Annotated in this window: 20 protein-coding genes, 1 tRNA gene and 2 pseudogenes; 7 read left to right on the plus strand and 16 right to left on the minus strand. The window is 43.4% G+C overall.

The genetic code is table 11. From position 1 onward, the window contains the following. Nucleotides 1–39 precede the first annotated feature (39 nt). Nucleotides 40–261: pseudogene (locus GW590_RS24250) on the plus strand (transposase); the annotation flags it as partial. A gap of 106 nt (nt 262–367) precedes the next feature. Beyond that, nucleotides 368–598: pseudogene (locus GW590_RS24255) on the plus strand (integrase core domain-containing protein); the annotation flags it as partial. A gap of 108 nt (nt 599–706) precedes the next feature. Here the strand turns inward: GW590_RS24255 and GW590_RS02085 are convergent. The 3 genes from GW590_RS02085 to GW590_RS02095 form a co-directional block, all read right to left on the minus strand. Further along, nucleotides 707–782 (minus strand) — tRNA-Phe (locus tag GW590_RS02085). 254 nt (nt 783–1,036) lie between these two features. Then, nucleotides 1,037–1,930: an alpha/beta fold hydrolase gene (locus GW590_RS02090; protein WP_169401349.1), complete on the minus strand. Its 894-nt coding sequence runs from the start codon at nt 1,928–1,930 to the stop codon at nt 1,037–1,039. 22 nt (nt 1,931–1,952) lie between these two features. Beyond that, nucleotides 1,953–2,717, minus strand: a complete 765-nt coding sequence (locus GW590_RS02095; RefSeq protein ID WP_169401350.1) for an SDR family oxidoreductase — start codon at nt 2,715–2,717, stop codon at nt 1,953–1,955. Nucleotides 2,718–2,981: 264 nt separating this feature from the next. Between GW590_RS02095 and GW590_RS02100 the strand changes: the two genes are divergently transcribed. After that, nucleotides 2,982–3,587 carry a TetR/AcrR family transcriptional regulator gene (locus GW590_RS02100; protein WP_169401351.1) on the plus strand — a complete coding sequence of 202 codons (606 nt, stop codon included), beginning with the start codon at nt 2,982–2,984 and terminating at the stop codon, nt 3,585–3,587. A 172-nt stretch (nt 3,588–3,759) separates the two neighbouring features. Here the strand turns inward: GW590_RS02100 and GW590_RS02105 are convergent, their stop codons facing one another. Then, on the minus strand, nt 3,760–4,455 hold the full coding sequence (locus GW590_RS02105) for a TetR/AcrR family transcriptional regulator (RefSeq protein WP_169401352.1): 696 nt from the start codon (nt 4,453–4,455) through the stop codon (nt 3,760–3,762). Between the two features lie 188 nt (nt 4,456–4,643). Here GW590_RS02105 and GW590_RS02110 point away from each other — a divergent pair, with 188 nt between their 5' ends. The 4 genes from GW590_RS02110 to GW590_RS02125 all read left to right on the plus strand — a co-directional run bounded on the left by GW590_RS02110 (nt 4,644) and on the right by GW590_RS02125 (nt 7,808). Beyond that, the gene (locus GW590_RS02110; RefSeq protein ID WP_169401353.1) at nt 4,644–4,970 is read left to right on the plus strand and encodes a DoxX family protein; all 327 of its coding nucleotides are present in this window, start codon (nt 4,644–4,646) and stop codon (nt 4,968–4,970) included. Between the two features lie 79 nt (nt 4,971–5,049). Further along, nucleotides 5,050–5,463: a DUF4267 domain-containing protein gene (locus tag GW590_RS02115; protein WP_169401354.1), complete on the plus strand. Its 414-nt coding sequence runs from the start codon at nt 5,050–5,052 to the stop codon at nt 5,461–5,463. A gap of 415 nt (nt 5,464–5,878) precedes the next feature. Continuing rightward, nucleotides 5,879–6,964, plus strand: coding sequence for a tartrate dehydrogenase (locus GW590_RS02120; RefSeq protein WP_169401355.1), 1,086 nt, complete (start codon nt 5,879–5,881; stop codon nt 6,962–6,964). Between the two features lie 181 nt (nt 6,965–7,145). After that, the gene (locus tag GW590_RS02125; protein WP_169401356.1) at nt 7,146–7,808 is read left to right on the plus strand and encodes a phosphatase PAP2 family protein; all 663 of its coding nucleotides are present in this window, start codon (nt 7,146–7,148) and stop codon (nt 7,806–7,808) included. Here the strand turns inward: GW590_RS02125 and gmd are convergent. The 12 genes from gmd to GW590_RS02185 form a co-directional block, all read right to left on the minus strand. After that, the gene (gmd, locus tag GW590_RS02130) at nt 7,792–8,886 is read right to left on the minus strand and encodes a GDP-mannose 4,6-dehydratase (protein WP_169401357.1); all 1,095 of its coding nucleotides are present in this window, start codon (nt 8,884–8,886) and stop codon (nt 7,792–7,794) included. The two genes, GW590_RS02125 and gmd, sit on opposite strands and share 17 nt — an antisense overlap. Before the next feature lie 150 nt (nt 8,887–9,036). Continuing rightward, nucleotides 9,037–10,191, minus strand: a complete 1,155-nt coding sequence (locus GW590_RS02135) for a glycosyltransferase family 4 protein (RefSeq protein ID WP_169401358.1) — start codon at nt 10,189–10,191, stop codon at nt 9,037–9,039. Between the two features lie 218 nt (nt 10,192–10,409). Beyond that, the gene (cpsG, locus tag GW590_RS02140) at nt 10,410–11,789 is read right to left on the minus strand and encodes a phosphomannomutase CpsG (RefSeq protein ID WP_169401359.1); all 1,380 of its coding nucleotides are present in this window, start codon (nt 11,787–11,789) and stop codon (nt 10,410–10,412) included. Nucleotides 11,790–11,803: 14 nt separating this feature from the next. Further along, entirely contained in the window at nt 11,804–13,225 is a 1,422-nt protein-coding gene (locus GW590_RS02145; protein ID WP_169401360.1) for a mannose-1-phosphate guanylyltransferase/mannose-6-phosphate isomerase, read from the minus strand. A gap of 124 nt (nt 13,226–13,349) precedes the next feature. Further along, complete coding sequence (locus tag GW590_RS02150) at nt 13,350–14,333, minus strand: polysaccharide pyruvyl transferase family protein (RefSeq protein ID WP_169401361.1); 984 nt, start codon at nt 14,331–14,333, stop codon at nt 13,350–13,352. 24 nt (nt 14,334–14,357) lie between these two features. After that, nucleotides 14,358–15,875: an MATE family efflux transporter gene (locus GW590_RS02155; RefSeq protein ID WP_169401362.1), complete on the minus strand. Its 1,518-nt coding sequence runs from the start codon at nt 15,873–15,875 to the stop codon at nt 14,358–14,360. A 93-nt stretch (nt 15,876–15,968) separates the two neighbouring features. After that, entirely contained in the window at nt 15,969–17,177 is a 1,209-nt protein-coding gene (locus GW590_RS02160; RefSeq protein WP_169401363.1) for a cellulase family glycosylhydrolase, read from the minus strand. Beyond that, the gene (locus tag GW590_RS02165) at nt 17,174–18,160 is read right to left on the minus strand and encodes a glycosyltransferase family 4 protein (RefSeq protein ID WP_169401364.1); all 987 of its coding nucleotides are present in this window, start codon (nt 18,158–18,160) and stop codon (nt 17,174–17,176) included. The genes GW590_RS02160 and GW590_RS02165 overlap by 4 nt, the downstream gene beginning before the upstream one ends. Next, complete coding sequence (locus GW590_RS02170; RefSeq protein WP_169401365.1) at nt 18,160–19,368, minus strand: hypothetical protein; 1,209 nt, start codon at nt 19,366–19,368, stop codon at nt 18,160–18,162. Before GW590_RS02170 ends, GW590_RS02165 begins: the two co-directional genes overlap by 1 nt. A gap of 75 nt (nt 19,369–19,443) precedes the next feature. Next, nucleotides 19,444–20,487 carry a glycosyltransferase gene (locus GW590_RS02175; RefSeq protein WP_169401366.1) on the minus strand — a complete coding sequence of 348 codons (1,044 nt, stop codon included), beginning with the start codon at nt 20,485–20,487 and terminating at the stop codon, nt 19,444–19,446. Between the two features lie 165 nt (nt 20,488–20,652). Next, nucleotides 20,653–22,833, minus strand: coding sequence for a polysaccharide biosynthesis tyrosine autokinase (locus tag GW590_RS02180; RefSeq protein WP_169401367.1), 2,181 nt, complete (start codon nt 22,831–22,833; stop codon nt 20,653–20,655). 19 nt (nt 22,834–22,852) lie between these two features. After that, nucleotides 22,853–23,287 carry an arsenate reductase/protein-tyrosine-phosphatase family protein gene (locus GW590_RS02185; protein WP_169401368.1) on the minus strand — a complete coding sequence of 145 codons (435 nt, stop codon included), beginning with the start codon at nt 23,285–23,287 and terminating at the stop codon, nt 22,853–22,855. Nucleotides 23,288–23,289: the final 2 nt, after the last annotated feature.

Here is a 23,289-nt window from a genome sequence, read left to right on the forward strand (position 1 = left end):
AGAGTTCTCTGGTTAAAATACAACCAAAGGAGGCTCATCATGAAGAAAGCGCGTTTCACTGAAACTCAGATCCTGCGAGTTCTAAAAGAAGTTGAAGGGGGTCGGCATGTTAAGGATATGTGCCGCGAAAACGGCGTGTCGGAAGCCAGCTATTACAACTGGAAATCTAAATACGGCGGTATGGAGTCCTCTGATATCAAACGAATGAAAGAGCTGGAAGAGGAAAACCGCCGATTAAAGCAGATGTATGCCTCCTTGAGCGGTTAAGTGCTGAAAGAGGCTATCCGGCATTTATACGCAGCGATAACGAACTACCGTCTGAGTCAACTATTTTACACGGCGTGATACTCGATTCTATTCAGCCAGGCAGGCAGGCAGGCCAATGCAGAACGGATTTATTGAGCGATTTAACAAAACGCTACGAACAGAAATACTCGATATGTATCTGTTCAGAACACAGTCAGAAGTCCGTGCGCTAACAGGAGACTGGCGCGCAGAATATAACGAAGAACGTCCGCATAGCTCACTGGGTGATACGCCTCCCGTTATCTATGCGAGGCAAAAACTGGCCGGAGATCCTCATTGGCGGTGGTACTAAAAACCGGAGGGACTACAAAGAGAGCGTTGACGCAGTTTGCAGGGGGTAGATAAAAATCGCTAAACCCAAAATGCGAAAAACCCGCCATAAGCGGGTTATTCTGAATAATGGTGCCCGGACTCGGAATCGAACCAAGGACACGGGGATTTTCAATCCCCTGCTCTACCGACTGAGCTATCCGGGCAACGGGGCGCATTAAACCGTATTGGCCCTGCGCCGTCAACGGCTTTTTTACAGAATGGCTACACCACAGGTTTGAATGATGTTTTTTAAAGCGAAATGACATCAGACTGCCTATTTGCTGTGCACTCCGCCCTGGGCTCACTCCTGCTGGTCCAACGATAGAAGCAGGACGGTGACCGCCCAAAGAGCCCTTTCATAGTGCCCATTGCTGTAACTCATTCATCCTGCGTGAATATTCAGCCAGATATCACACTATTAACCTGTGGTCGTGGCTGCTGTCTGCGGGGTGGAAAAAAAGGCATTGAGCACGCTACCCACCAATTGCGGTTTGCCCGACAGATCTTCATTCCACGGCGCGGAATGGTCGGCGCCTGTAAACTCGACAACCTCGGCGCTCGGCAGCACGACTTTCAGTGCTAACAAGGCATTCTTCAGATAGTCAGGACTGCGGTCACCGCCCATTAGCAGTACCCGTTGTTGTACAGTGCCCAAGTCGTGCAGCCGGGTGTTCATGCTGGCCACTACGTTAAAGTCATAACGCATGGCAGGAATCAACTCTTTAATCGACGTATAGTTATCCGTACGGCGCGCATTACCGCGCAACGCCAGTCCAGCTCCCAGACGCAACAACCATTGCGGTAGGACGCGCATCCGTTTGGGGCCTAGCCCGACAATTCTGCCAGCCGTGACCAATGCGGCAGCCAGTCGGCCCTGGTCGACTTGAGCGTTGAATTGGTGAACCAGTTCGTGGGCCATGCCATCCAGATAAAAAGGCGGTTCAAACACGGCTGCGCGTTCCACCGGTAGCCCGCACCGCAGGCCCTCAAGCACGATCATGGCACCCGAGCTAAGGCCAAACAAAAACTGCGCTCCGGTATCGGCAAGCAAGCAGCGCAGATCTTCAACATCGCGTTGGATCAAATGCGTGGCACTGTATGGACGAGGACTCATGCCACGCCCCCGCCTATCTGGTACGTGTACGGTAAACCGACTCGCCAAAGCGACTGCAAGCTGGCGATAGTTTTGCGCGGTGCCCATGGCGCCCTGTACCAGGACAATGCCTGGACCGTTGCCAAACGACTGATAACCAATCCGCGTGCCATCCGCCGAGATCGCTATTTTTACTACAGGTAAATGTTCCGTTGTCATCCCGTCGATCCTCAGCGCTCCATCATGCTTTTGGCGCAGACATTCTGGTCATCTGCGTCATCATGAAATCTGGCGCGACGCGGCTCATGACCCCAAGCACACGCGCCAGGCCCGGACGAATTTCAGTATGGCCTGCCTCAATTCCCTGAATGGCTTTTTTTACCAACGTCTCCACAGGCATGCCTTTCTGGCCTCGCATCTCTTTTTCAAACTCACCGCGGAACAGTGGCGTTTCGGTGCCTGGCGGTAATAGCTCCACAACTTTGACCGTGGTGTTTTTCAACTGTGTGCGCAAACATCGGCTATAGGCATGTAGACCCGCTTTGGCCGCGCTGTAGATCGGTGAAATGGTAAAAGGAATAAATGCCAGGCCGGAGGAGACATTGACAATCAACGCTTCAGGCTGCTTGCGCAAATGTGGCAGAAAATGTTGATTCAGCAAAATTGGTCCGTTCAAACCAATTGTGATTTCGCTGAGCAGATCGTCGGTATTACACACCTGGTTCAGATCGATATTGCGCATGATGCCTGCATTATTCACCAACACGTCCAACTGGGGAAATGTTGCGCTGACCTCACGAAAAAGCGTTGCGATCTGGGCGGGATCGCTTACATCACTTTGATAAACATGCAGCTCCGGCATCTGCTGACGCGCTTTTGCAAGCCGGATAGGATCGCGCCCGGTGATCAGTACGGTATTACCCATTTTTAGTAGTTGCTTTGCCAGTTCCAGTCCAATGCCGCTGCTGCCGCCGGTAATAAGAATGGTTTTGCCTTGTAGTTTCATGATTGTCTCCAGCGAGATTAGGGCTCTGCTTTAAAAACGGGATTTAAATGGATGACCCAGGTAACCAACTCGAGCAGCACGAGGATCAGGCTGAAAATTCGAGGCAAAGACATGGGCAGGTTCCAGGCGATACGCATCAAGGTGCAGAATCAATGTACACACTGACAACATATGTTGTCAATGCATACATTGTTATAATCCGTGCTTTGTTGCCCGAATACATTGCTATAATCTGTGCTTTGTTGTTCCAGGAGACGCACTGCAGTGCCAAATATAGAAAAACCAAAGCCTTACCATCACGGTGATCTGCGTGCGACGCTGCTTACGGTGGCAGAAGCCATGCTCGAAAGAGTTGGGGCAGAGGCATTATCATTGCGAGAAATCACCCGGGAGATCGGGGTAAGCAACAATGCGCCTCGGAGGCATTTTCCCAGCAAGCAGTCTTTGCTGGATGCTCTGGCCTTGCAAGGATTCGTGCGCCTGGGAGCGGCGCTGGACCAAGCCGCTGCCTGCGATCAGCCAGATTTTTTGCAGCGACTGCTTGCAATCGCCCGCGCCAATATCAGCTTTGCGAGGCAACATCGCGCGCTTTTTCGCCTTATGTTTGCCACCAAACAGCGGACGGATATATCGCCCGAATTACAGCAGGCGAGTTACAACGCGTTATTAGCTGGGCCGCGTACTATCATCTATGGTCAAGGCATCGGCGCGGTGGTGCCGGGCGACCCTATCCAGTTGGCCCTGACTGTGTTTGCTGCAGTAGAAGGCCTGATGTCTCTTTCAGTCGATGGAAAGCTTGGCGGCGTACCCATAGAGGATGTCGCCGAACAGATCATCGGAAACATTATGCAGGGGCTGGCACCTCGCTAACGGGCAACAGAACGGGTACATCTCAGGATCCGGCACTAGCCTGTGCGTCAGGCAAGGCCGAAACCGGCCCGTCCCTGACCTGACATAATCAAGCGGCATATCTGAGCGGATTAAATAGGATGCGGGCCGTGAGCACTAAGGCTGGCGGGGTTGACAGCCGTCCTAAGGTGCCTTATTTCCCGTTTCCTGAGTCGCTCCTTTGCCGTTCATCCAATGCTGTTCCGCCAAATCCATGCGCGACAGCTCTTTGCCTCTGTTGCACAAACAACTCGCCGTCGCTGTCCTCGGCAATACCCAGAACTGCGCGCTGGTAGGCATCACCAAGTGCCAGTGCCACCACCTCTGCGGCAAGGGGTTGCGCCGTCGTGGCAAGTACGCCGCCAGCCTCGAGCAGCCTCGCTATCCTCTGGCGAATGACATACATCCCCGACTGGTCAAAGACGTGAGCGAGCCCCGGAAAACGCCAACCTTCGGCAACAACCAGACGATACAGCGCCAGCCAGTCCGGCTCGATCAATGCCGACGTGAAGCCCTGTAACTCATCAGACAATCGGGTTGCGGCAGGTTGATCATCGCCGCCGCAAGGCGCGTTCTCCAGGCTGTGTCGAATTGATTCGCACATTCTGGTGACCAGCCCCTCGAACAACGCTTCCTTGCTTGGGAAGTGCCGATACAGTGTCATTTTTGCAATCCCCCCCTCGGATGCGACCCGGTCCAGGGTCGTCCCCCCCAACCCATCTCTGAGCAGAATAGGGCGAGCAGCGTCCAGGATCGACGCACGTTTCTCGGCCATTCTCAGCCGACGTGGATCATCGTCGCGCCACTTTCTGGCGTCCGCCGGATCACTCGATACGATTTTGTCTTGCATTAATCCCCCTTATTCGATACGTTATCGTATCGCATAAAACCAGCAGAGGCACGCGCAGCGCCATCCTGCTGAATGCGTAGAGCCGAAAACGGTCGCATCGAAGGCGATCGTTTCTTCAAAGGGCAGGACTAACGCGGCCTGCACCCGGAACTTTGGCAGAGGCACGTCACCACCACAGGAGCAATGTCATGAGCATCGGCGAAATCATCAATGCAATAGCGGCCTTGGCATTCGCCAGCGCTGGCATTGCCAATCTTGTCAACGTAGGTAACGTTGAAGCGGACTTCCAGCGTTGGGGCTATCCCAAGGGGTCGCGCCTGTTGACCGCGGGTCTGGAGCTCGTGGGCGCGGCTTGTCTGTTGATCCCCTCTGTGCAATGCATCGCACTCGGTGGTTTAGTACTGTTGATCCTGGCTGCGATCGTGACTCTTCTGAAAGAGCGTGAGCGCCTCACACACATCATACCGGCTATCGGCTTTCTCGGCTTGCTCCTGGCGGATGCCGCACTCTATTAATTCGACTTCTTGACAAGATAACCACCGCCATCGCGGTATTCAACGCCGACTCTTCCACCATTTTTTGAAGGAAACAATCATGCGCAACACCAATCAACTCCCCTGGATTTCGCCCTACACGATTCTGTCGCTGCTTATCGGATTGACGATCATTTTTCTCGGTGCCAACTTCATCCTCCATCCGCATGCAGGCGCCGCTGGCTATGGTTTGTCGGTAACCAGCACGGATGCCGACGCCTTCTTGCTTGCCAAAGGCGTGCGCGACATCGCCTCGGGCGTCGTCACACTCTGCCTGGTTGCCTTTGCCTCGAAGCGAGCGGTGGCGCTGTTCTTGCTGAGCATGACGATCGTCCCCATTGGCGACGCAATCATCGTAGCAACGACCGGCGGCGCACCTGCCTACGCGGTGCCGATGCATGTCATCACGGCACTGGTGATGCTGGTTCTGTCGCTGCTGATGCTTCGCAGCTCACCATTCACGCCCGCTGGCTAGTCGACCTATATACTGTCCGGGCCTTCTCGGCAATGTGACACGCAAATGTTTCTCCTCTGCGGCTACGGATGCGTTTTGCAAGGGGCCTGGTCATCTCCCCGACATTTTGCCAAGTAGTGGTTCAGCAATGGCTCTGTGACAACACAAAATAAAGTGTGGGTAAAAAAGATCCCAGCTAAGGACTGCACCCCAAAAGTTGGATACCAGCTTAGTAAGTTGCAGTTTTTTATGGCCAAGCCAAGAAATCCACCCTTCCCTCACCTCAGTTACGATCAACCAACAAGTATTCACCGCAACCTCTTTTAAACACAGCACAATCCCCCTTAATTTAAAAACACCTTCGTTGTTTGGCAAATTGCTGCGCTGCCGACAGGGGAATACACTCAGGGAGTCGATTTATAAAAGAGGCCTAAAAATGTCCGATAAAACGTATAAAATTGCCGTGATCCCCGGCGACGGTATTGGTAAGGAAGTGATGCCTGAAGGGGTCAAGGTGATGGAGCGCATTGCTGAAAAGCATGGTATCCATCTCGAATGGCAGTGGTTTGATTTTGCCAGCGCTGAATATTATCTCGAACATGGCAAAATGCTGCCTGATGACTGGTTTGCGACGCTTAAAGGCTTTGATGCCATCTATTTTGGCGCTGTGGGTTGGCCAGAGGTGGTGCCCGACCATATTTCGCTATGGGGTTCTTTACTACAGTTTAGACGCGAGTTTGACCAGTATGTCAATCTGCGTCCGGTGCGTCTGATGCCTGGGGTCAAAGCCCCGCTGGCTGGAAGGGAACCGGGAGATATCGATTTTTATGTGGTGAGAGAAAATACCGAAGGCGAGTATTCCAGCGTCGGCGGCATTATGTTCCCCAATACTGAGCGGGAAATCGTGATCCAGGAAACGGTAATGACGCGCACTGGCGTCGACCGTATTTTAAAATACGCGTTTGAATTGGCGCAAAAGCGGCCTAAAAAACATCTGACATCGGCAACCAAATCCAATGGCATTGCTATTACTATGCCCTATTGGGATCAACGCGTAGTCGCAATGGGTCAGCATTATCCAAAAGTTAAAGTAGATAAATATCATATTGATATTCTTACCGCGAATTTTGTTCTGCACCCTGATTGGTTCGACGTGGTGGTGGCCAGTAATCTGTTTGGCGATATTCTTTCCGATCTAGGTCCGGCATGTACCGGCACCATTGGTATTGCCCCTTCAGCGAATATCAATCCTGAAGGCCATTTTCCGAGTCTGTTTGAACCAGTTCATGGCTCGGCTCCGGATATCGCCGGTAAAGGTATTGCCAACCCGATAGGCCAAATCTGGTGCGGTGCTCTGATGCTGGAACATCTCGGTTATGCACAAGCCGGTGCCGAAGTCTTAAAGGCTATTGAAAAGGTATTGAGCCAGGGAGCCGAGCACGCACCGTTAACCGGCGATCTTGGTGGCAAAGGCAATACACGCCAATTGGGTCAGGCGATTGTCGACGCTATTGACAATTAACTGTTGGATATTATGGCTGTTCCCTTATTACGATCCTAAAAAGGCCTGAGGAAAAATATTTCTCTCAGGCCATAATCTTTATCTGCGCAAGTTATTAAAATTATATTTTAATTTTACTCCCTGCCCTGCTAGAATAAATTCTATTCTTTCCAAAAACATTTAATAATATTTAGGTATCAATTTGCCCTGGAATAATCTGACCTATTTTGGCGACAGCATGTTGGTATTACCTACCGCTGTCGTTCTTGCCTTGTTTATTGCCTGGAAAGTCAGTGGCCGTTATACCGCCCTGGCCTGGTTGTTCACTTTGGGTTGCGCCGGTTTTATTGTCAGCTTGTCCAAGCTATTATTTCTTACCTGGGGTATTGGTAGCGCTGCATTGGATTTTACCGGGTTTAGTGGCCATACCACCATGTCAGCGACATTATGGCCAGTGATGATGTGGTTAATCGGCGGAGCCTTTTCTCTTGGTAAACGGCGAGTGATGATCGCGATTGGCTTTTTGATCCCGCTCATGGTGGGTATCAGCCGGTTAGCACTGCATGCACATTCGCCAAGTGAAGTGATTGCCGGCATGCTACTGGGCAGTGGCTGCAGCAGCCTGTTCTTACATTTTAATCGCCATCAGCAGGTCAAAGGCTTAACCATTCCACAACTGGCTCTTCTGCTGCTATTGCCCCTTGCTCTGATGAATCACGGACAAAAAGCAACGACACAGCAGCTGCTCGAACACCTGGCGACCAAAATTAGCGGCCATCAGCCCTGGAGCAGAGAAAAACTGCTGCACCCGGATGACCAACGCCAACAATGGCAAAACCACGCAGAGGTCAACCATACAATTTAAGTCGGGCTTTTTGTTTGGCGGCGGCGAGATCAGCCTGCACCATTTCAATCACCAGATCCTGCAACGAGGTCTCCGGCACCCAGCCCAGTTTTTGCCGGGCTTTAGTGGGATCGGCCGCGAGTTTTTCCGTTTCATCATGACGGATAAAACGGGGATCAACACCAACCACCACATCCCCCACTTTTAGCGCTGCGGCGATTGGACTAATAATGGCGGCAATCACCCCTCTTTCATATAACCCTTTTCCCTCAAATCTCAGTTTGATACCCAATTCCAGCGCGGCGAAAGTAACAAACTGACGCACAGAGTATTTTACGCCGGTGGCAATCACAAAATCCTCAGGTTCGACTTGCTGCAACATCATCCACTGCATTTTTGCATAGTCTCGGGCATGCCCCCAGTCGCGCTGAGCATCCAGATTGCCGAGATACAGACATCTCTCCAGTCCCTGTGTGATATTGGCCAATGCTCGAGTGATCTTCCTGGTAACAAAAGCAGCACTGCGGCGTGGTGATTCATGGTTAAACAGGATGCCGTTACAGGCATACATACCAAAGGTTTCGCGATAATTTACCGTCGTCCAGTAGTCATAAATTTTGCCGACCGTATTGGTGTGACGAGGGGTAAAGTCTGACATTTCGCATGCCTGCATGCCATTGATCAGGCCACAAAGTTCTGAAGGCGAAGCCTGGTAATAGCGGGTTTTTTGTTCTAATCCCAAACAGCGAATAGCCTCAAGCATATCTAAAGTAGCAATGCCATCTAGGGTGCCTGCATATTCGGCGCTATCTGAAGAGGTAAAAGGGTGAGTAACTGCGCCTAAATTATAAATTTCGTCAGGACAGATTTCATCCAATAAACGACAAAGGCTGGCGACATCACACCAGTCACCATAGTGAAAAGTGAAATCGGGGTTGGTCTCATACCCCTCCTGATAATTCAGATCAGGGTAATCCGTATTTAATAATGGGTAATGACGATTAATACCATGGACAATGTAGCCTTTCTTTAATAAAAGCTCGGCCAGATAAGAACCGTCTTGCCCAGCGATACTGGTAATAAGTGCAACCTTAGACATATAAGATCCTTTGATTACAATTAAAAGATGCATCGCGAGTGATGCCAATGAATAAAAGTGAAATATTGATAATGAGCAATTGTAAGTACTAAGTACGCCATGGCACTAACAACCAGAAAGTGCTCACTTAGCCACTCGGCCAATAACGCCTTAATAGATCACTTTTTTACTCTCATTAAATACTTGCCATTTACTATGAATGTATTCTTTCAACTCTAAATGAAAACGTTCTGCGGAAAACCTCAGCGCATTATTACGACAGTCTTGCGGCAAAATATCAGCGCTGATCACGTCAAAATGATGTACCGCCTGGATCAGTGATGAGACGGTTTGGTCAAGGAAAAAAACGCCCGTTGGATTTTGTTCGCCAAAAGGTCTGATTGTTTCTAAAACGCCACCTTTGCCAAAGGCAATAACCGGCGTGCCACATGCCTGGGCTTCAACCGGAGTAATGCCAAAATCTTCCTCTGCGGCAAAAACAAAGGCTTTTGTCCGCCGCATATGGTCCTGCATCACCTCATCAGGCTGGTAGCCAAGAATTTCAATATTCTTACCGGCTTTGGCCTTAATTTTCGCCATTTCAGGACCGTCGCCGATAACGATAAGCTTTTTATCCGGCATTTGGCTAAAGGCTTCAACAATCAGGTCAATGCGCTTGTAGGGAACCATCCGCGAGGCGGTAAAATAAAAATCCTCTTTGTCTTCTTGTAGCTGAAAGCGGTCAACGTCTACAGGGGGATAAATAACATCAGCTTCCCGGCCATAGACCTTTTTGATACGACGAGCAATAAACTGGGAGTTAGCTATAAAATGATCAACACCATTGGCTGTGCGGCAGTCCCAGATCCTGATTTTATGTAAAAACCAGCGAGCCAGTTTGCCTTTTAACCCTTTATCCAATCCGGATTCCCTTAAATATTGATGCTGAAAATCCCAGGCATAACGAATGGGCGAATGAACATAGCTGATATGTAGCTGATCGGGACCGGTTAACACCCCTTTCGCCACTGCATGACTACTGGACAAGATAATGTCATGCTTAGTGACATCGAGCTGTTCAATTGCCAAAGGCATCAGCGGTAAATACTGTTGATACTTTCGTTTTGCCCCGGGTAATCGCTGGATAAATGACGTCGTTGCTTTTTTATTATTAAATAAACGTCTGGAGTCATCGGAAAGAAAATCCACAACAGAGTAAAGCGTTGAGTCCGGAAATAAATTTATAAACTCGGCAATGACTTTTTCGGCGCCGGCGAATCCCACTAACCAATCAGCAACAATACCCACATCAATATCGCGTGCCATTTTTCATTCCTTTTATAATTAAGCATGAGATAACTTTCAATAGCCGAACACCTTATTGGGGACGCAAGAAAGCCATCTCAGCTTATTTTATATTTAAAAGCCCAATAATACCCAAGGGTAAATATATAAAGAAAGTGCTATGCCGTAGATGAGTAAAATCAATTCATATTTAACTTATTAATGATATTACTATTCGAGACATGAGAATAAGAAACGCGTTATTCACTACGCAGAATAAAGAGAATTTTCCTGGTCTGTTCTTCCATCAATGCGACATCAGCACGTGATTCAACATTCAGACGGACAACGGGTTCAGTATTGGAACTGCGTAAATTAAATCGCCATTGTTCAAATTCCAGGCTGATACCATCTGTGTAGTCGATGCTCAATGCTTCATCTTGATAGACGGACAATACACGCGCAATGGCTTCTTGTGGCTGTTGCAGCTTGCTATTAATCTCACCCGAGGCCGGATAGGCCAGCATGCGATCGTTCACCAGCTGTCTTAGGGATTTGCCCTTGACTTGCAGCAGTTCGGATACCAATAACCAGGGGATCATACCGCTATCACAATAGGCAAAGTCACGAAAATAGTGATGGGCACTCATTTCACCACCGTATACGGCATCCTCCTGGCGCATGCGTTCTTTGATAAACGCATGACCGGTTTTGGACATAATTGGCGTACCGCCAGCCCGCTTGACAATATCAATGGTGTTCCAGCTCAGGCGAGGATCGTGAATAATTCGCGATCCCGGATTTTTCTCAAGGAAAGCTTCCGCCAATAAACCGACGATATAGTAACCCTCAATAAAATTCCCCGCGTCATCAAACAGAAAACAGCGATCGAAATCCCCGTCAAAAGCGATACCCATATCAGCGTGATGTTTAATAATCGCATCAGTAGTGTCCTGGCGGCATTCGGGTAACAGAGGATTAGGTATCCCGTTGGGAAAATGCCCATCAGGTTGATGATGGACCTTGATAAATTCAACAGCAGCTCCGGCCTGTTGGAAACGCTGTTCAATGGCATCTACCACGTGACCTGCGGCACCATTCCCCGAGTTAAGCACCAGCTTTAACGGTCGAGTGAAATTCTTTAGATCAACGTAGCTCAACAGCTTATCAATATAAGCGTCAAGGACGGTAGTTTCCTCATAATAGCCACGCTGCCCTTCTTGCACACTGGCGAATTCATTTGCCTCAGCCAATATCTGGATATCACGTAAACCGGTATCACCACTGATCGGTTTTGATTGCTCACGGACCAACTTCATACCATTATAATTCATTGGATTATGGCTGGCAGTTACTTCAATACCGCCATCCACTTGCAGGTACGAGGTAGCAAAATAAATTTCTTCTGTTCCCGCGACGCCAATATCCAAAACATCAGTACCTGCATCTTGCAAACCCCGGGCCAGGGCCAGCTTTAATGCTTCACTGGTTAAACGAACATCACCACCCACCACCATTTTTTTCGGCTTTAAATATTCACCATAAGCACGACCAATTCTATAGGCAATTTTTTCATCTAATTCGACATCCAACTCACCCCGGATGTCATAAGCTTTAAAGCAAGTCAATTTACCTGACATAATTCATCCCCAACTTAGCAACGGCCATAATGGTCTTTTGTACGAATAATATCGTCGTCTCCCAGATAGGAGCCCGACTGGATTTCCAGAAGTTCTAACGGAATTTTCCCCGGGTTTTCCAACATATGTTGAGCACCCACCGGAATAAAAGTGGATTGGTTCTCGGTTAAAAGATAAGTGTTATCTTCAAGCGTGACCTTGGCAGTACCCGAGAGGATCACCCAGTGCTCGGCTCGGTGATGGTGCATTTGTAGTGAGAACTGTCCTCCGGGTTTTACCGTAAGACGGTTAACATGGTAGCGAGGTCGGTCTACGACTTTATCGTTACGTCCCCATGGGCGATAAGATTCACGATGTACACGATATTCCTGACGCCCGTTGGCTTTCAAAAATTCGACGACTTTCTTGACGTCCTGCACCTGCGACTTATCAATGACCAACACGGCGTCCTTGGTATTGACGATCACCAGATTTTCAACGCCAATTGCCGCCACTAACTTTTCGTCAGTGTTGATATAGCAATTACTTGCATTGTGGGTAAAGACATCACCGGTTAGTGCATTACCTTGCGGATTTTTATTATTAACTTCCCATAAAGCGGACCAGGAACCCACATCACTCCACCCGGCATCCAATGGCACAACAATGGCATCACTGGTTTTTTCCATTACTGCATAATCGACAGACTCATCCGGACAGGCGAGAAAGGCCGTTTTATCAATGCGGATAAAGTCCTGCTGAGCATCCGGCTCTGAGGCTTCGATCGCTTGCAGACAAATCTCAAGAATATCTGCACGGAATTTGGCTATCTCTTCGAGGAAACGCTTGGCGCGGAACAAGAACATACCGCTATTCCAGTAATATTCCCCGCATTCGAGATATTGCAACGCCGTGGCCAGATCCGGCTTTTCAACAAAGCGCTGCACGCGGAAAACAGAAGCCGCCGTACCGCTTAACTCTGTACCACGCTGGATATAGCCATAACCGGTTTCCGGGCCGGTGGGGACGATACCAAAGGTAACCAGCTTGCCCTGCTCGGCATAGGGAATGGCATTCTCTACCGCCTGATGGAATGCAGCCGGGTTTTCGATAACATGATCGGCAGCCAGCACCAGCAGTAAGGGATCATCACCATTGGCGATAGCACTTAATGCCGCAAGGGTAATTGCGGGTGCGGTATTACGACCGGCAGGCTCGAGAATAATATTATTAGAGAGTCGGTTAATCTGGCGTAATTGCTCAGCAACCAAAAAACGATGCTGCTCATTGCAAATAACCAAGGGTTCTGAGACTCGCAGACCATTTAAGCGAGTTACCGTTTCCTGCAGCATTGATTGTTCGCCATAAAGACGAAGAAATTGTTTAGGGTAAAGTTCGCGCGACATTGGCCATAAACGACTGCCGGTACCACCGGCCATAATTACGGGAAGGATCATTGTTACCCTCGAAAATAAGCGTAGAATGGAATTTAACCTTGCATATATAAAATAGATGCATGATAGATTTTTACACGAGGCAAACTAATAAATTATTGCAGAATAATATATGGATGACGTAGTTTTAACTCACGGCAAAATCACTACATTTCCCAATAAGTTGTTTAGCATATTCAATGTGTAATTTTTTATTTTCCAGTTTAGTATTCATACCAATCTTCTCACCGGAAAAACTGAAATTAGCTGTAGCGTTGCCCTTGGCATCAACATCAATGCGGTTGAAAAAATCAAATAATCCATCAAAACGGCAATTGTCGACCTTATTTTTAAAGCCACCATTGACAAATATCACCGGCGTACCCATTGCCAGGCAAGGTAAGGCGGTATGGATACGAGACGTAACAACGAGTTTGGCATTTGCCAAGCGTCTTAAAAAGTCGTCAGCTCGCTTAAATCCTTCGCTGGCACTGATATAAGGAACAATTTGTGTTTCAAACCGGGCTTTTTTAATAAGATCGGGTTGGAAATATTTATTTAACACACGGTTGCGATGATTAAACTCAAAGGCTCTACCATTCAGGATACGCTTGCCAAATCTTAAAGGTTTGCGTATCAATTCAGGCAATGTCATTGAGTCATACATGACATCGATAAAATAGACATCATCTGTTACCTTATCTCGTTTGTAGGTCTCACCCAAGGTAAGGGTCATGCAGCCCGAATAATAAGCATCAATGCCCTTCGATTTCAACAAGTCACGAGTATAGAAATCACGACAACCAATCGGTTCAAACTTTTTTAAATGCGCAAGGGATGCCGGAGTAAAAAAGGCATCTGCAATGGTAGAATTTATATGAATAGAAACGTATAGCGGATCAATTTTATCAGAAGGTGGAAAGTTCTGTGGTATATCCATATACCATGCATTCATGATCATTTTGACGATATCGCCTTTATAATCATTCATATGATCGCGAGGAATAAGAGAATCAACAGATGTCAGGAACTGCCTGGCCGCCGTGCTCTGCACATAGTCACCCAAGTTAATCCAGTTTCTTTTGACATAGATATCGCTTTCATATGTCATTACACCAAACTTATTATTCATAACACCACCTTTTAAAATATAAAATTAAAAACGTTTTTTAATCATCGAGATAATAAAGTGTCTTTCCTGAGAGTTAATAACAAAAAGAGAAAGCATAATCATAACAAACACAAAATTAAATGAAGTTAAACAAACCAGTCCCCAGAACCCATCCAATAAATAATGATTAATATAGCTACTAACGCAAATGGAAATTGCGGCGACAAAGGCAAGTCGAGGGAAATCATTCAATAGAAAAGTTTTTTGGCTGATCTCGGCAACTCGGGCTACAAACAGGACTCTATAGAGTAGAAGAGAAAATGCACATATAATACGCGCAGAATAAGCCACATAAATAGAACAGCCTAAAAGATACAATATGAATGACAAAAGCAATGAAAGAAGCATAATCATGGAAACAAGCAATTGATATCTCTTCAATTTACCAACGGCATAAATTGCTGTGATATATGGACCTGATAATGAGTCAACCAATATATATATAATCACTATTCTGATCAGCTCAACCAGGTAAGGCGGCGTCTGGTTTAGCCATAGACCCACAATAATATGAGCATCAACAAAAACGGGAATCGCTGAGATTAGCACTACGCAGGCAGTAAGCTTACACGACAAAGAAAGCAATGATGAAACCTCATTGCGGTTACCGATTGAATGTTGTTTGATTATCTGTGGATTAATTGCAGTCTGTAATGTTCCAATAATTCTATTGAAAGCGATGAGGATCTGTTCTGCTAGCCATATAGAACCATTTGCTATCACGCCAACAAAGAAATAAGTGAGTAAAGCAATCCCCTGAGATAAACCTACCACACTCAGTGATCCAATCATCGACCAACCGGAAAAAGAAAATATCTCTTTAAACAGCAATTTATTATCTTTTACTCGCAAATTTAATTTGCAGAGGTCTAGCCTGGAGACACATAAAAAAACATACAACAAAAAGACTAAAATATAACCCATCAGTAGAAATAGTGCATAAGAAACTATTTTATTATCAAAGCTAAAAAGTGTGAATACAAAAACCATTAACCAACGTTGAAACGCATCAAAAATGCCAATTTTAGCAAACAAGTCCATTTTTTCGCAGGCGATCAGAGCTGCCATAAATGGCGTTTGCATAATTTGAAAAAGCAAAGAAACGATGGATATCTGATAGACCCAAAAAACTTCTATAACCCGGTTTTCTGGAACCGTTAACTTATGAATAAGAAACCATAACCCGAATGTTTCTGCAAACAGCAGGATCAGACCACAAATAATCAGGTGAACAAGAATACTGGTATTGAATACTTTGTTTGTCCATTCGCTATCCCCCCTACCCAGGCCAACAGATAAAAAACGTTGGGTCGCTAAAGCTGAAACATTTTGAATAAATGAGAAAAGTACAATAATACTGCCGACAACACTATATAATCCAAAATCGTAAACACCCAATGCTTTCAAAACCATTCGTGATGTATAAAATGTCACAAACATTATAAGTAACATTCTGCCGTAGAGCATGAACGTATTTTTAGCCATTAACTTTTTATCAACCACTGATTGCTCTCTTAGATAATATCACCAGGCTAATATTTAATTGAAAAACCCAAGCTTTGGATGCCATTAGTAATATACCAATGGCAATTTTGATTACTTTGTAGCTGAATGATTAATATGTCGTAATTGATTCAGAAAATCCGAGTCAGAAGTGGTGTTATCCCAGGTTACATTTCCTTTATGGCCTAAATAATTAATAACCAAATGCGTTTGACCATTTACTGATTGGTCAATCATACTTACTTCACTATTTTTTATCAGGCCGCTGAACTCATTAAGTAATGCAGCGGAAGATTTAAAATTAAGATCATTACTCAATAGGCCAAAATGATGTTCTCTATTATAACTACTAACACCATCATCAATTAAGTCATACCACCATATGCCTTTGATATAATTCCTAGATTTTGCTAAAAGTGTATATTTAATAGTATCTATACCAGCCCTGCCTTCCTGGAAACCGCCAAAGAGATAGTTAGTAGGATATCCCACTTCTGTTATATAAATAGGCACATCACTATTATGGATGTTTTTTAATTCCTTCTCAAAAGAATCGACTTCCAGGCTATTACCCTCAGGTGATTGCAATGCGGTATCTTTGAACTGAAAAGAATAAGGATGTATTGAAATTGCGTCTATATAATTTAGAATTCCTTTGCTAACTAAACCCAACATCCATTTTCTATCCTGTTCTTTCAAAGGATTGATTGAACCTGTCATTATGATAGCGGAAGGATCAGCCTTTCTTATTGCTAAGGAAGTTTCTTTAACGAGTGACAAATAAATATCATCACTTGGTCGTTTATTCTTTTTGTTTGGGACACCCGTGCCTAATAACCATTCGTTCCATATTTCATAATATTTAACCTTACCTTTATAGCGAGTAGCAATCCAGGCTGCATACTTGGCAAAATTTGCAATATCTGCATCCGTAGAAGGATAATTACCCTGGGTATATAAACGATTACCATAATCAAGAATAAGAATTCCGGACATTCCATACTTCTGTTGGATATTTCCAAAAACATCGCCATTTTTATTTATAATGTCAGGAATAGAATAAATATTTGGCCGAACCTCCACTAATTGCCAAGGAATTTCATCCCTAATTGAAGTGAACCCCATTCCTTTAGCAATATCCATATAAAATGAAGAGTTTTTATGATAAGAAGCCAGGTGAGTGCCAACACCGAGCTCAAAAGAATATGCATTTAACGAGTATAAAAACAAGATCATAAACTTTATTGCAATCTTCATGTTAATTTTACTCAGTTTAACTGATGTGGAAACGATAAAATTCATAGTAGACCATTAATAGCCGCCTCTATTTTTTTTACTGTGCCTTCCCAAGTGTATTTACCAGCCCGGGTTATACCATTTTTAATTAACAAATTTCTATAGTCAATATCATTATATAATTTTTCAATAGCATGCGTAATTTCGCTCGTACTCTCAGGGTTGACCAATAAGGCCGCATCACCAGAAATTTCAACAAGTGATGTCGAGTTAGACGTAATCACCGCAGTTCCGCAAGCCATAGACTCGATCGCAGGCAATCCAAAACCTTCATATAATGAAGGAAACAATAAAAACTCGGCACCGCGATAGAACTGTGCCAGCTTGTCATTAGATAAACTTCCGGAAAATAAAACTCTGTTATTGACATTATACTTATCAATTATTTTCTTTAATTCTGCAGAAATATCACCACTAAAGATCAATTTAATTTCTTTAGGTATAATTGCCAGACAGAAAGCTTCAAGCGCTCTCACCTCATTCTTATGAGCCTTTCTGTTTCCGACAATAAACACATAAGGAAAACCAGGCTGATATGGTTTAACATTCAAATTAAACTCATTAGACACACCGTTGCCCACGACTATAACTTTATCAGCATCAACTCCAGACCATTTCATAATTCTGTCTTTTGAAAACTCAGAAACAGTTAATACTTTGGCACTATTTATGCAAGCTCGCTTCAAAACAAAGCTATAATACATCTTCTTCAAAAAGGAACTATTATAGCTAAGATCGATATGATTCAAATCATGGACTGTAATTATACTTCGCTCAAGAAATAATAAAGGTGCATTGTAGCCAGGAGAAAAAAATAGACCATCTAAACGGAATAGCGATAGTGTCAATTTAAAAACATCGAATCTGCCAGCAGGATTACCGTGTAACCTAATATCCTGTAATGGAAGTTTTGATTTCTTTATTTCACTAGCAAACCGACCTATTCCATGACTACCACACCATCTAGAATCAAAGTAAATTTTTTTCATCACAAAGCCTTTATGATTTGTTCGTGAGATGCTTCTGAAAAACTATATAAGGAAACAAGATAAGCCAAGATAAAAATCATTGGGAATAAATAAAAACCAATCAACCCAGCGCATGATATCAAATATACAACACTAATTATAATGCCATGACTATAGTAAGTACTATTGGAAAAGGATTTAGGTATTTTTAAAAAGAAAAACACGAACAACAATAAAAACAGGGAAATACCAACGACACCCACGCAACCATATAATGCATAGTATGTATTTTCTACCAAGTAAGCTTCATCTCCTCCTTTACCAAAAATAACATACAAAAGGTAGGAATTCATATCATTCATCAATGTACTTATCTGTTGTTGTCTTATCTCTATCGAACTGGTGTCATTCCCTAATACGAAGCCATTAATTTTGTCCACCAATAATATTCCGTAATCCCCCATATTCACGTACCAATAGTTATATATATAAAATCCTATTAGGCAAAAACATGAAATGAAGACTAACGATAAAACTTTATATATTCCCTTCATGAAAAATATACTGAACAAAAATAGCATCAAAAGCATTATATATCCAGAGGCTGTATTCTGCATCAGCAATACACCCGTGAAAACTGCTATTGAAAATATCCTGGCAGATTTTTTATGAAGAAAATATATAGAGAATATTATTGCAACAATAAGTACCAAACTATCCATGGTGGGATACCCAATTGATAACCTCCCACTCCAATTCCTTTGGAGAAGATGAGAACTAAGACCAGTACCAATAAAAAAAATCGTTACCAAACAATAAATCATAGTAAATCTAATATACAGTCTAGGTATATTATAATAAATATCCTTGTACATTATTCGTATAAAAAAAAGACAATTCATTAAGCAGTAAAATGAAAGTAACTTGACCCATACACTCCATCCGCCAAACGATAAAGTACCACGGGTTAAAGAAGTAAGAGCGTACTTTGTTGTCGCAAAACAGATAACAAGAACAAAAAGAGCAAAGAAATTACATAAAATTATAAAAGTACTATTTATTTTTGTATTACTACCAAATGCTTTTAAAAGAAGAAGGAGTAATAAAATTACAGAGGCAAATTCTTTGACATATGATATAGGGTTATTTTGTAAGAAAGTATCTCTTAAACCATCAAGAGTGGCGAAACCGACTAACACTATGACTAAAAAATTTATGATAGATTTCATTTCATTACCAATATAGTTTTGCTTTCAAATATCACTCACCGGCAGTGTTAGTATGTGTAAAAATGAGATTTTTTCCTATCTTTTCATAATGAAATTAAATAATTTTTCCTTTAGTTTTTTACACTCATAGCTATACTCCCCAACATCATATAAACTCTCTTTGCCTAGGTAATCCTTCATACCATCTCTCGCCGGTGCGACAATGGGTATATTCCTTTTTATCCCTTCTAACATTATTAGTGGAACCCCTTCATAATTTGAAGGTATTACAATGACATCTACATTATATGCATAGTCCCATACAGTTTGTATCCAACCGACAAAAACTACCGAGATGTTTGATGGTAAGCCCTTTGCAATATTTTTCAATTTTGGCATATCGGGACCATCACCGATAACGATGATCTCTATTTTCAAATCAAGATTTAATTCTTTTACGGCTTTTATTAGTTTATCTTGTCCTTTTTGCCGAAAGAAAATTCTACCCGCCATTAAAATTCTGAAGGTGTCTGTAGAATTAGCAAACTCATAGCCGACGTGTCTTATTTGTGTAAGTGGCGGCGAAGGTACAAAGTTCTTAAGCACACGAACAGTGGCTCTGGAGTTTTTTTTGTCCAAGTCCTTTTTGAAGCTATCACAAATTGTGATGTAATGTGTACAGTTACTGTAAACAAATTTCGAAAGATAATCTTTCATCCCTCCCCCTTTACTCCCCATTTTCTTAAAACTATGGGTGTAGGGGATATAACTAGTAACCTTAATTGACATCAATTTCGAGGCATTAACAAATCCTGAGCCCAACTCTATGTCACCCTGGACAATGATGATTTCATCACTAATAGCATTTATTTTTTTTAAAAAAAACATAGCTTTCATTATTTGGCTAACATTTAAAAAAGAATGAATAATCTCCATCTTATTATGTTTAACCGAATGCGGTGCGTAAGGTATATTATTTGTCTTTAGTAAGTTATTTAATTTTTCATTATCTTTTGGAGCATAACAAGATATCCTAAAGCCCTTTACTAAGAATTTTTTTATATGCTCAATCGCCATTAACTCATGACCACCAACAATATCTGCTGTAAATACCACTGCTATACTTTTATTTTTAAGCATGACTGCACCAGTTTGATATATGGGCATTAATTACAGGGCACATTAGCCAACTAGATTAGGAAGCTAATAGCTTATGTTAACTACGGCCCAGTAACCTTACATTGATATAAATAAAGTAAAAATTTATAAATTCAAAACTTATTTTTATAAGGATCTTTACTCAAATCAATTATCTTTGCGATTCTCATAGGTGTACCCATATTGACTATAACCGTAATTATAGTAACTGCTCGCTTTCTTAACAATTCTATTCAAAATACATCCTTTGACGCTGACACCGCTTTGTTGAAAGCGTTTTATACTGGTCTCAACTTCTTTTGATGTATCGCCTTCAAACCTAACAACTAGAAGAGTCGTACCAACATGTCTACCAATAATTGCAGCATCAGTAACAGCAAGAATAGGAGGGGAGTCAATAATTACTAAATCATAATTTTCAGAAGCCCACCGTAGGAGATCCTCAAATCTGGAATGCATCAGTAATTCAGCTGGGTTAGGCGATATTTTACCTCGAGATATAAAATCAATACCTGCAGAATCAATCCTTTTAATTATCTCATTTATAGGAACAATACCTGATAAATAAGTAGACAGCCCTTTCTCATTATCGACTCCAAAGCTTTTATTGATATATCCTCTTCTCATATCAGCATCGATAAACAAAACCTTTTTACCTGTATTGGCGATAATAACAGCCAAATTACTACTAATAAATGTTTTACCTGATTCAGGGCTAGACCCAGATATCATTAATATTTTATTTTTAGCCTCCATCATTGCAAAATGAAGACTTGTCCGCAGACTCCGCATGGCTTCAATAGCCAAATCAGCGGGGTTATTTATCGCTAGCAGTGGGTTATTTTTCCCATCAGGCTTTTTAGAAGATTTTAATTTGATAGTTGGTTTCTTTAAATATTTCGTTAACCAATCTGATTCAGGCACGCTGGCATAAACACTAACACCTAATTCCTCAACTTCTTCTGGCGATTCGATTCCTCTGCGTAAGAACACTTTTACCAGGACGATGAAAACTGAAATAAATACGCCAAGAACAAAGCCAATTAAAACCACGAGTATTTTATTAGGCTTTATCGGCTTGGGTTCAGTCACTGCATTATCAATAATTCTCGCGTTACCAATTGCACTTGCCTTGGCAATACTTAACTCTTGCTGCCTATTCAGCAATTGCATATATACAGCCCGCCCAGAGTCTACATCCCGACTAAGCCGCATGACTTCTTGCTGCGTGGCAGGCATTTGAGACACTTTTTGATTCAGTTTAGATTTTTCATCAAGTAAAGTCTGTCGTTTTTCATTTAACGCTTTATAAGTAGGATGTTCTTTAGTATAGAGTTGAGAGATTTCAGCCTCACGGAAGGTCAACTCATTAAGCTGATTATCTACATTAACAATCTGATTTAAAACTGATTGAGACTCCATAGTTAAATCAACCGAGTCTTTTTGGCGGCGGTATTGGTTTAATTTATCCTCTGCAGCATTGAGGTCACTACGCACCTTAGGAAGCTGCAGTTGCAAAAAGTCTAAACTTTTAGCATCTTGTGCCGCCTGGCGTGCGATGTTTTGATCAACATAGTTGCTGCTTATACTATCCAGAATCTGAGAAAGAAGAATCGGATTGTCGCCAGTCAAAGACAGGTTCAACATGCCTGTATCTTTACCTTGATCAGTAATAGACAACACCTTAAGCAAATTATTAATTGCTTCAAGTTTAGTCTGATATTTTACAGTAAAGCTGGTTCCCTTGGCGGCATTTATTTCACTAACCTTTATTTTTAAATTAGGGCTTTCCAGCAATACGCCAACATGACCGACCAGACTTATATTATCATTTTCAACACGATAGCTACTTTTGTCTATTATTGTTAAAGTAATTTTTGGATCGTCAATACCATCAGACGGCATGTATAGATTCGTTATAGTAACGTCCCCCGGCGTCTGGTGAGTGAGTCGTGCCCAACCTTTTCCAAATATAGGGAAAAAGTCTGGGGATTTTATAATTTGTAAGTTTAGCTCATCAATAGTCTTGTCCAAAATCATTCTTGATTGCATCAAAGCTATCTCAGGTGCTGACTGAGGTTGGCTATCCGGCAGAACCTGGCTCAAGCTATTAAGGATTGCATTACCTTGCTTTTGCTCCACTTGAATAAGCGCATCGGCTTGATATATTGGCGTTGCGAACAATGCGTAAACAATAGCTAAAAGTGTAAGGATAACCGTCATACTTATAATTATTTTATAATGATCAATTATCTCACCAACAATGCGCCCTAAATCTAAATCTTCAGATTTAGATGTTACCGGTTTATTTGAGAGTACAGATGACATTCATTAGTTCCCTAAGATATTATTCGATAAGTTTTTCAACCCAACTTTGGCTAGCTTTCTCGATCAACTGGTATATATACTCAAAAGCCTCTTGGCTTTTGCCATAGGGATCCGGTATTTCGCGTTTATCTAGCCAATGCCCGAGATACATTACTTTTCCACGTGCTTCAGGAGAAATGTGACTGATTTTTTCCATATGGAATTTTTCCATAACCAAAATCAAATCATATTGTTGTCCCAGGGTTGCCGTAAATTGAGTTGCTTCATGCCCATCAAGTGCCAGGTTATGAGATTGAGCGACAAGTACAGCAGATGGGTCGGCAGAGTGACCGACTAATGCTTTAATACCTGCTGAGTCTATCTTTTTCTTAGGAAGCGTACGTCTTAGCAACCGCTCGGCGATTGGCGAGCGACAAATATTCCCCGTGCACACAATCAACACTGAATTGAACATAG

This window comes from Rouxiella aceris (assembly GCF_012933545.1).
GTDB lineage: Bacteria > Pseudomonadota > Gammaproteobacteria > Enterobacterales > Enterobacteriaceae > Rouxiella > Rouxiella aceris.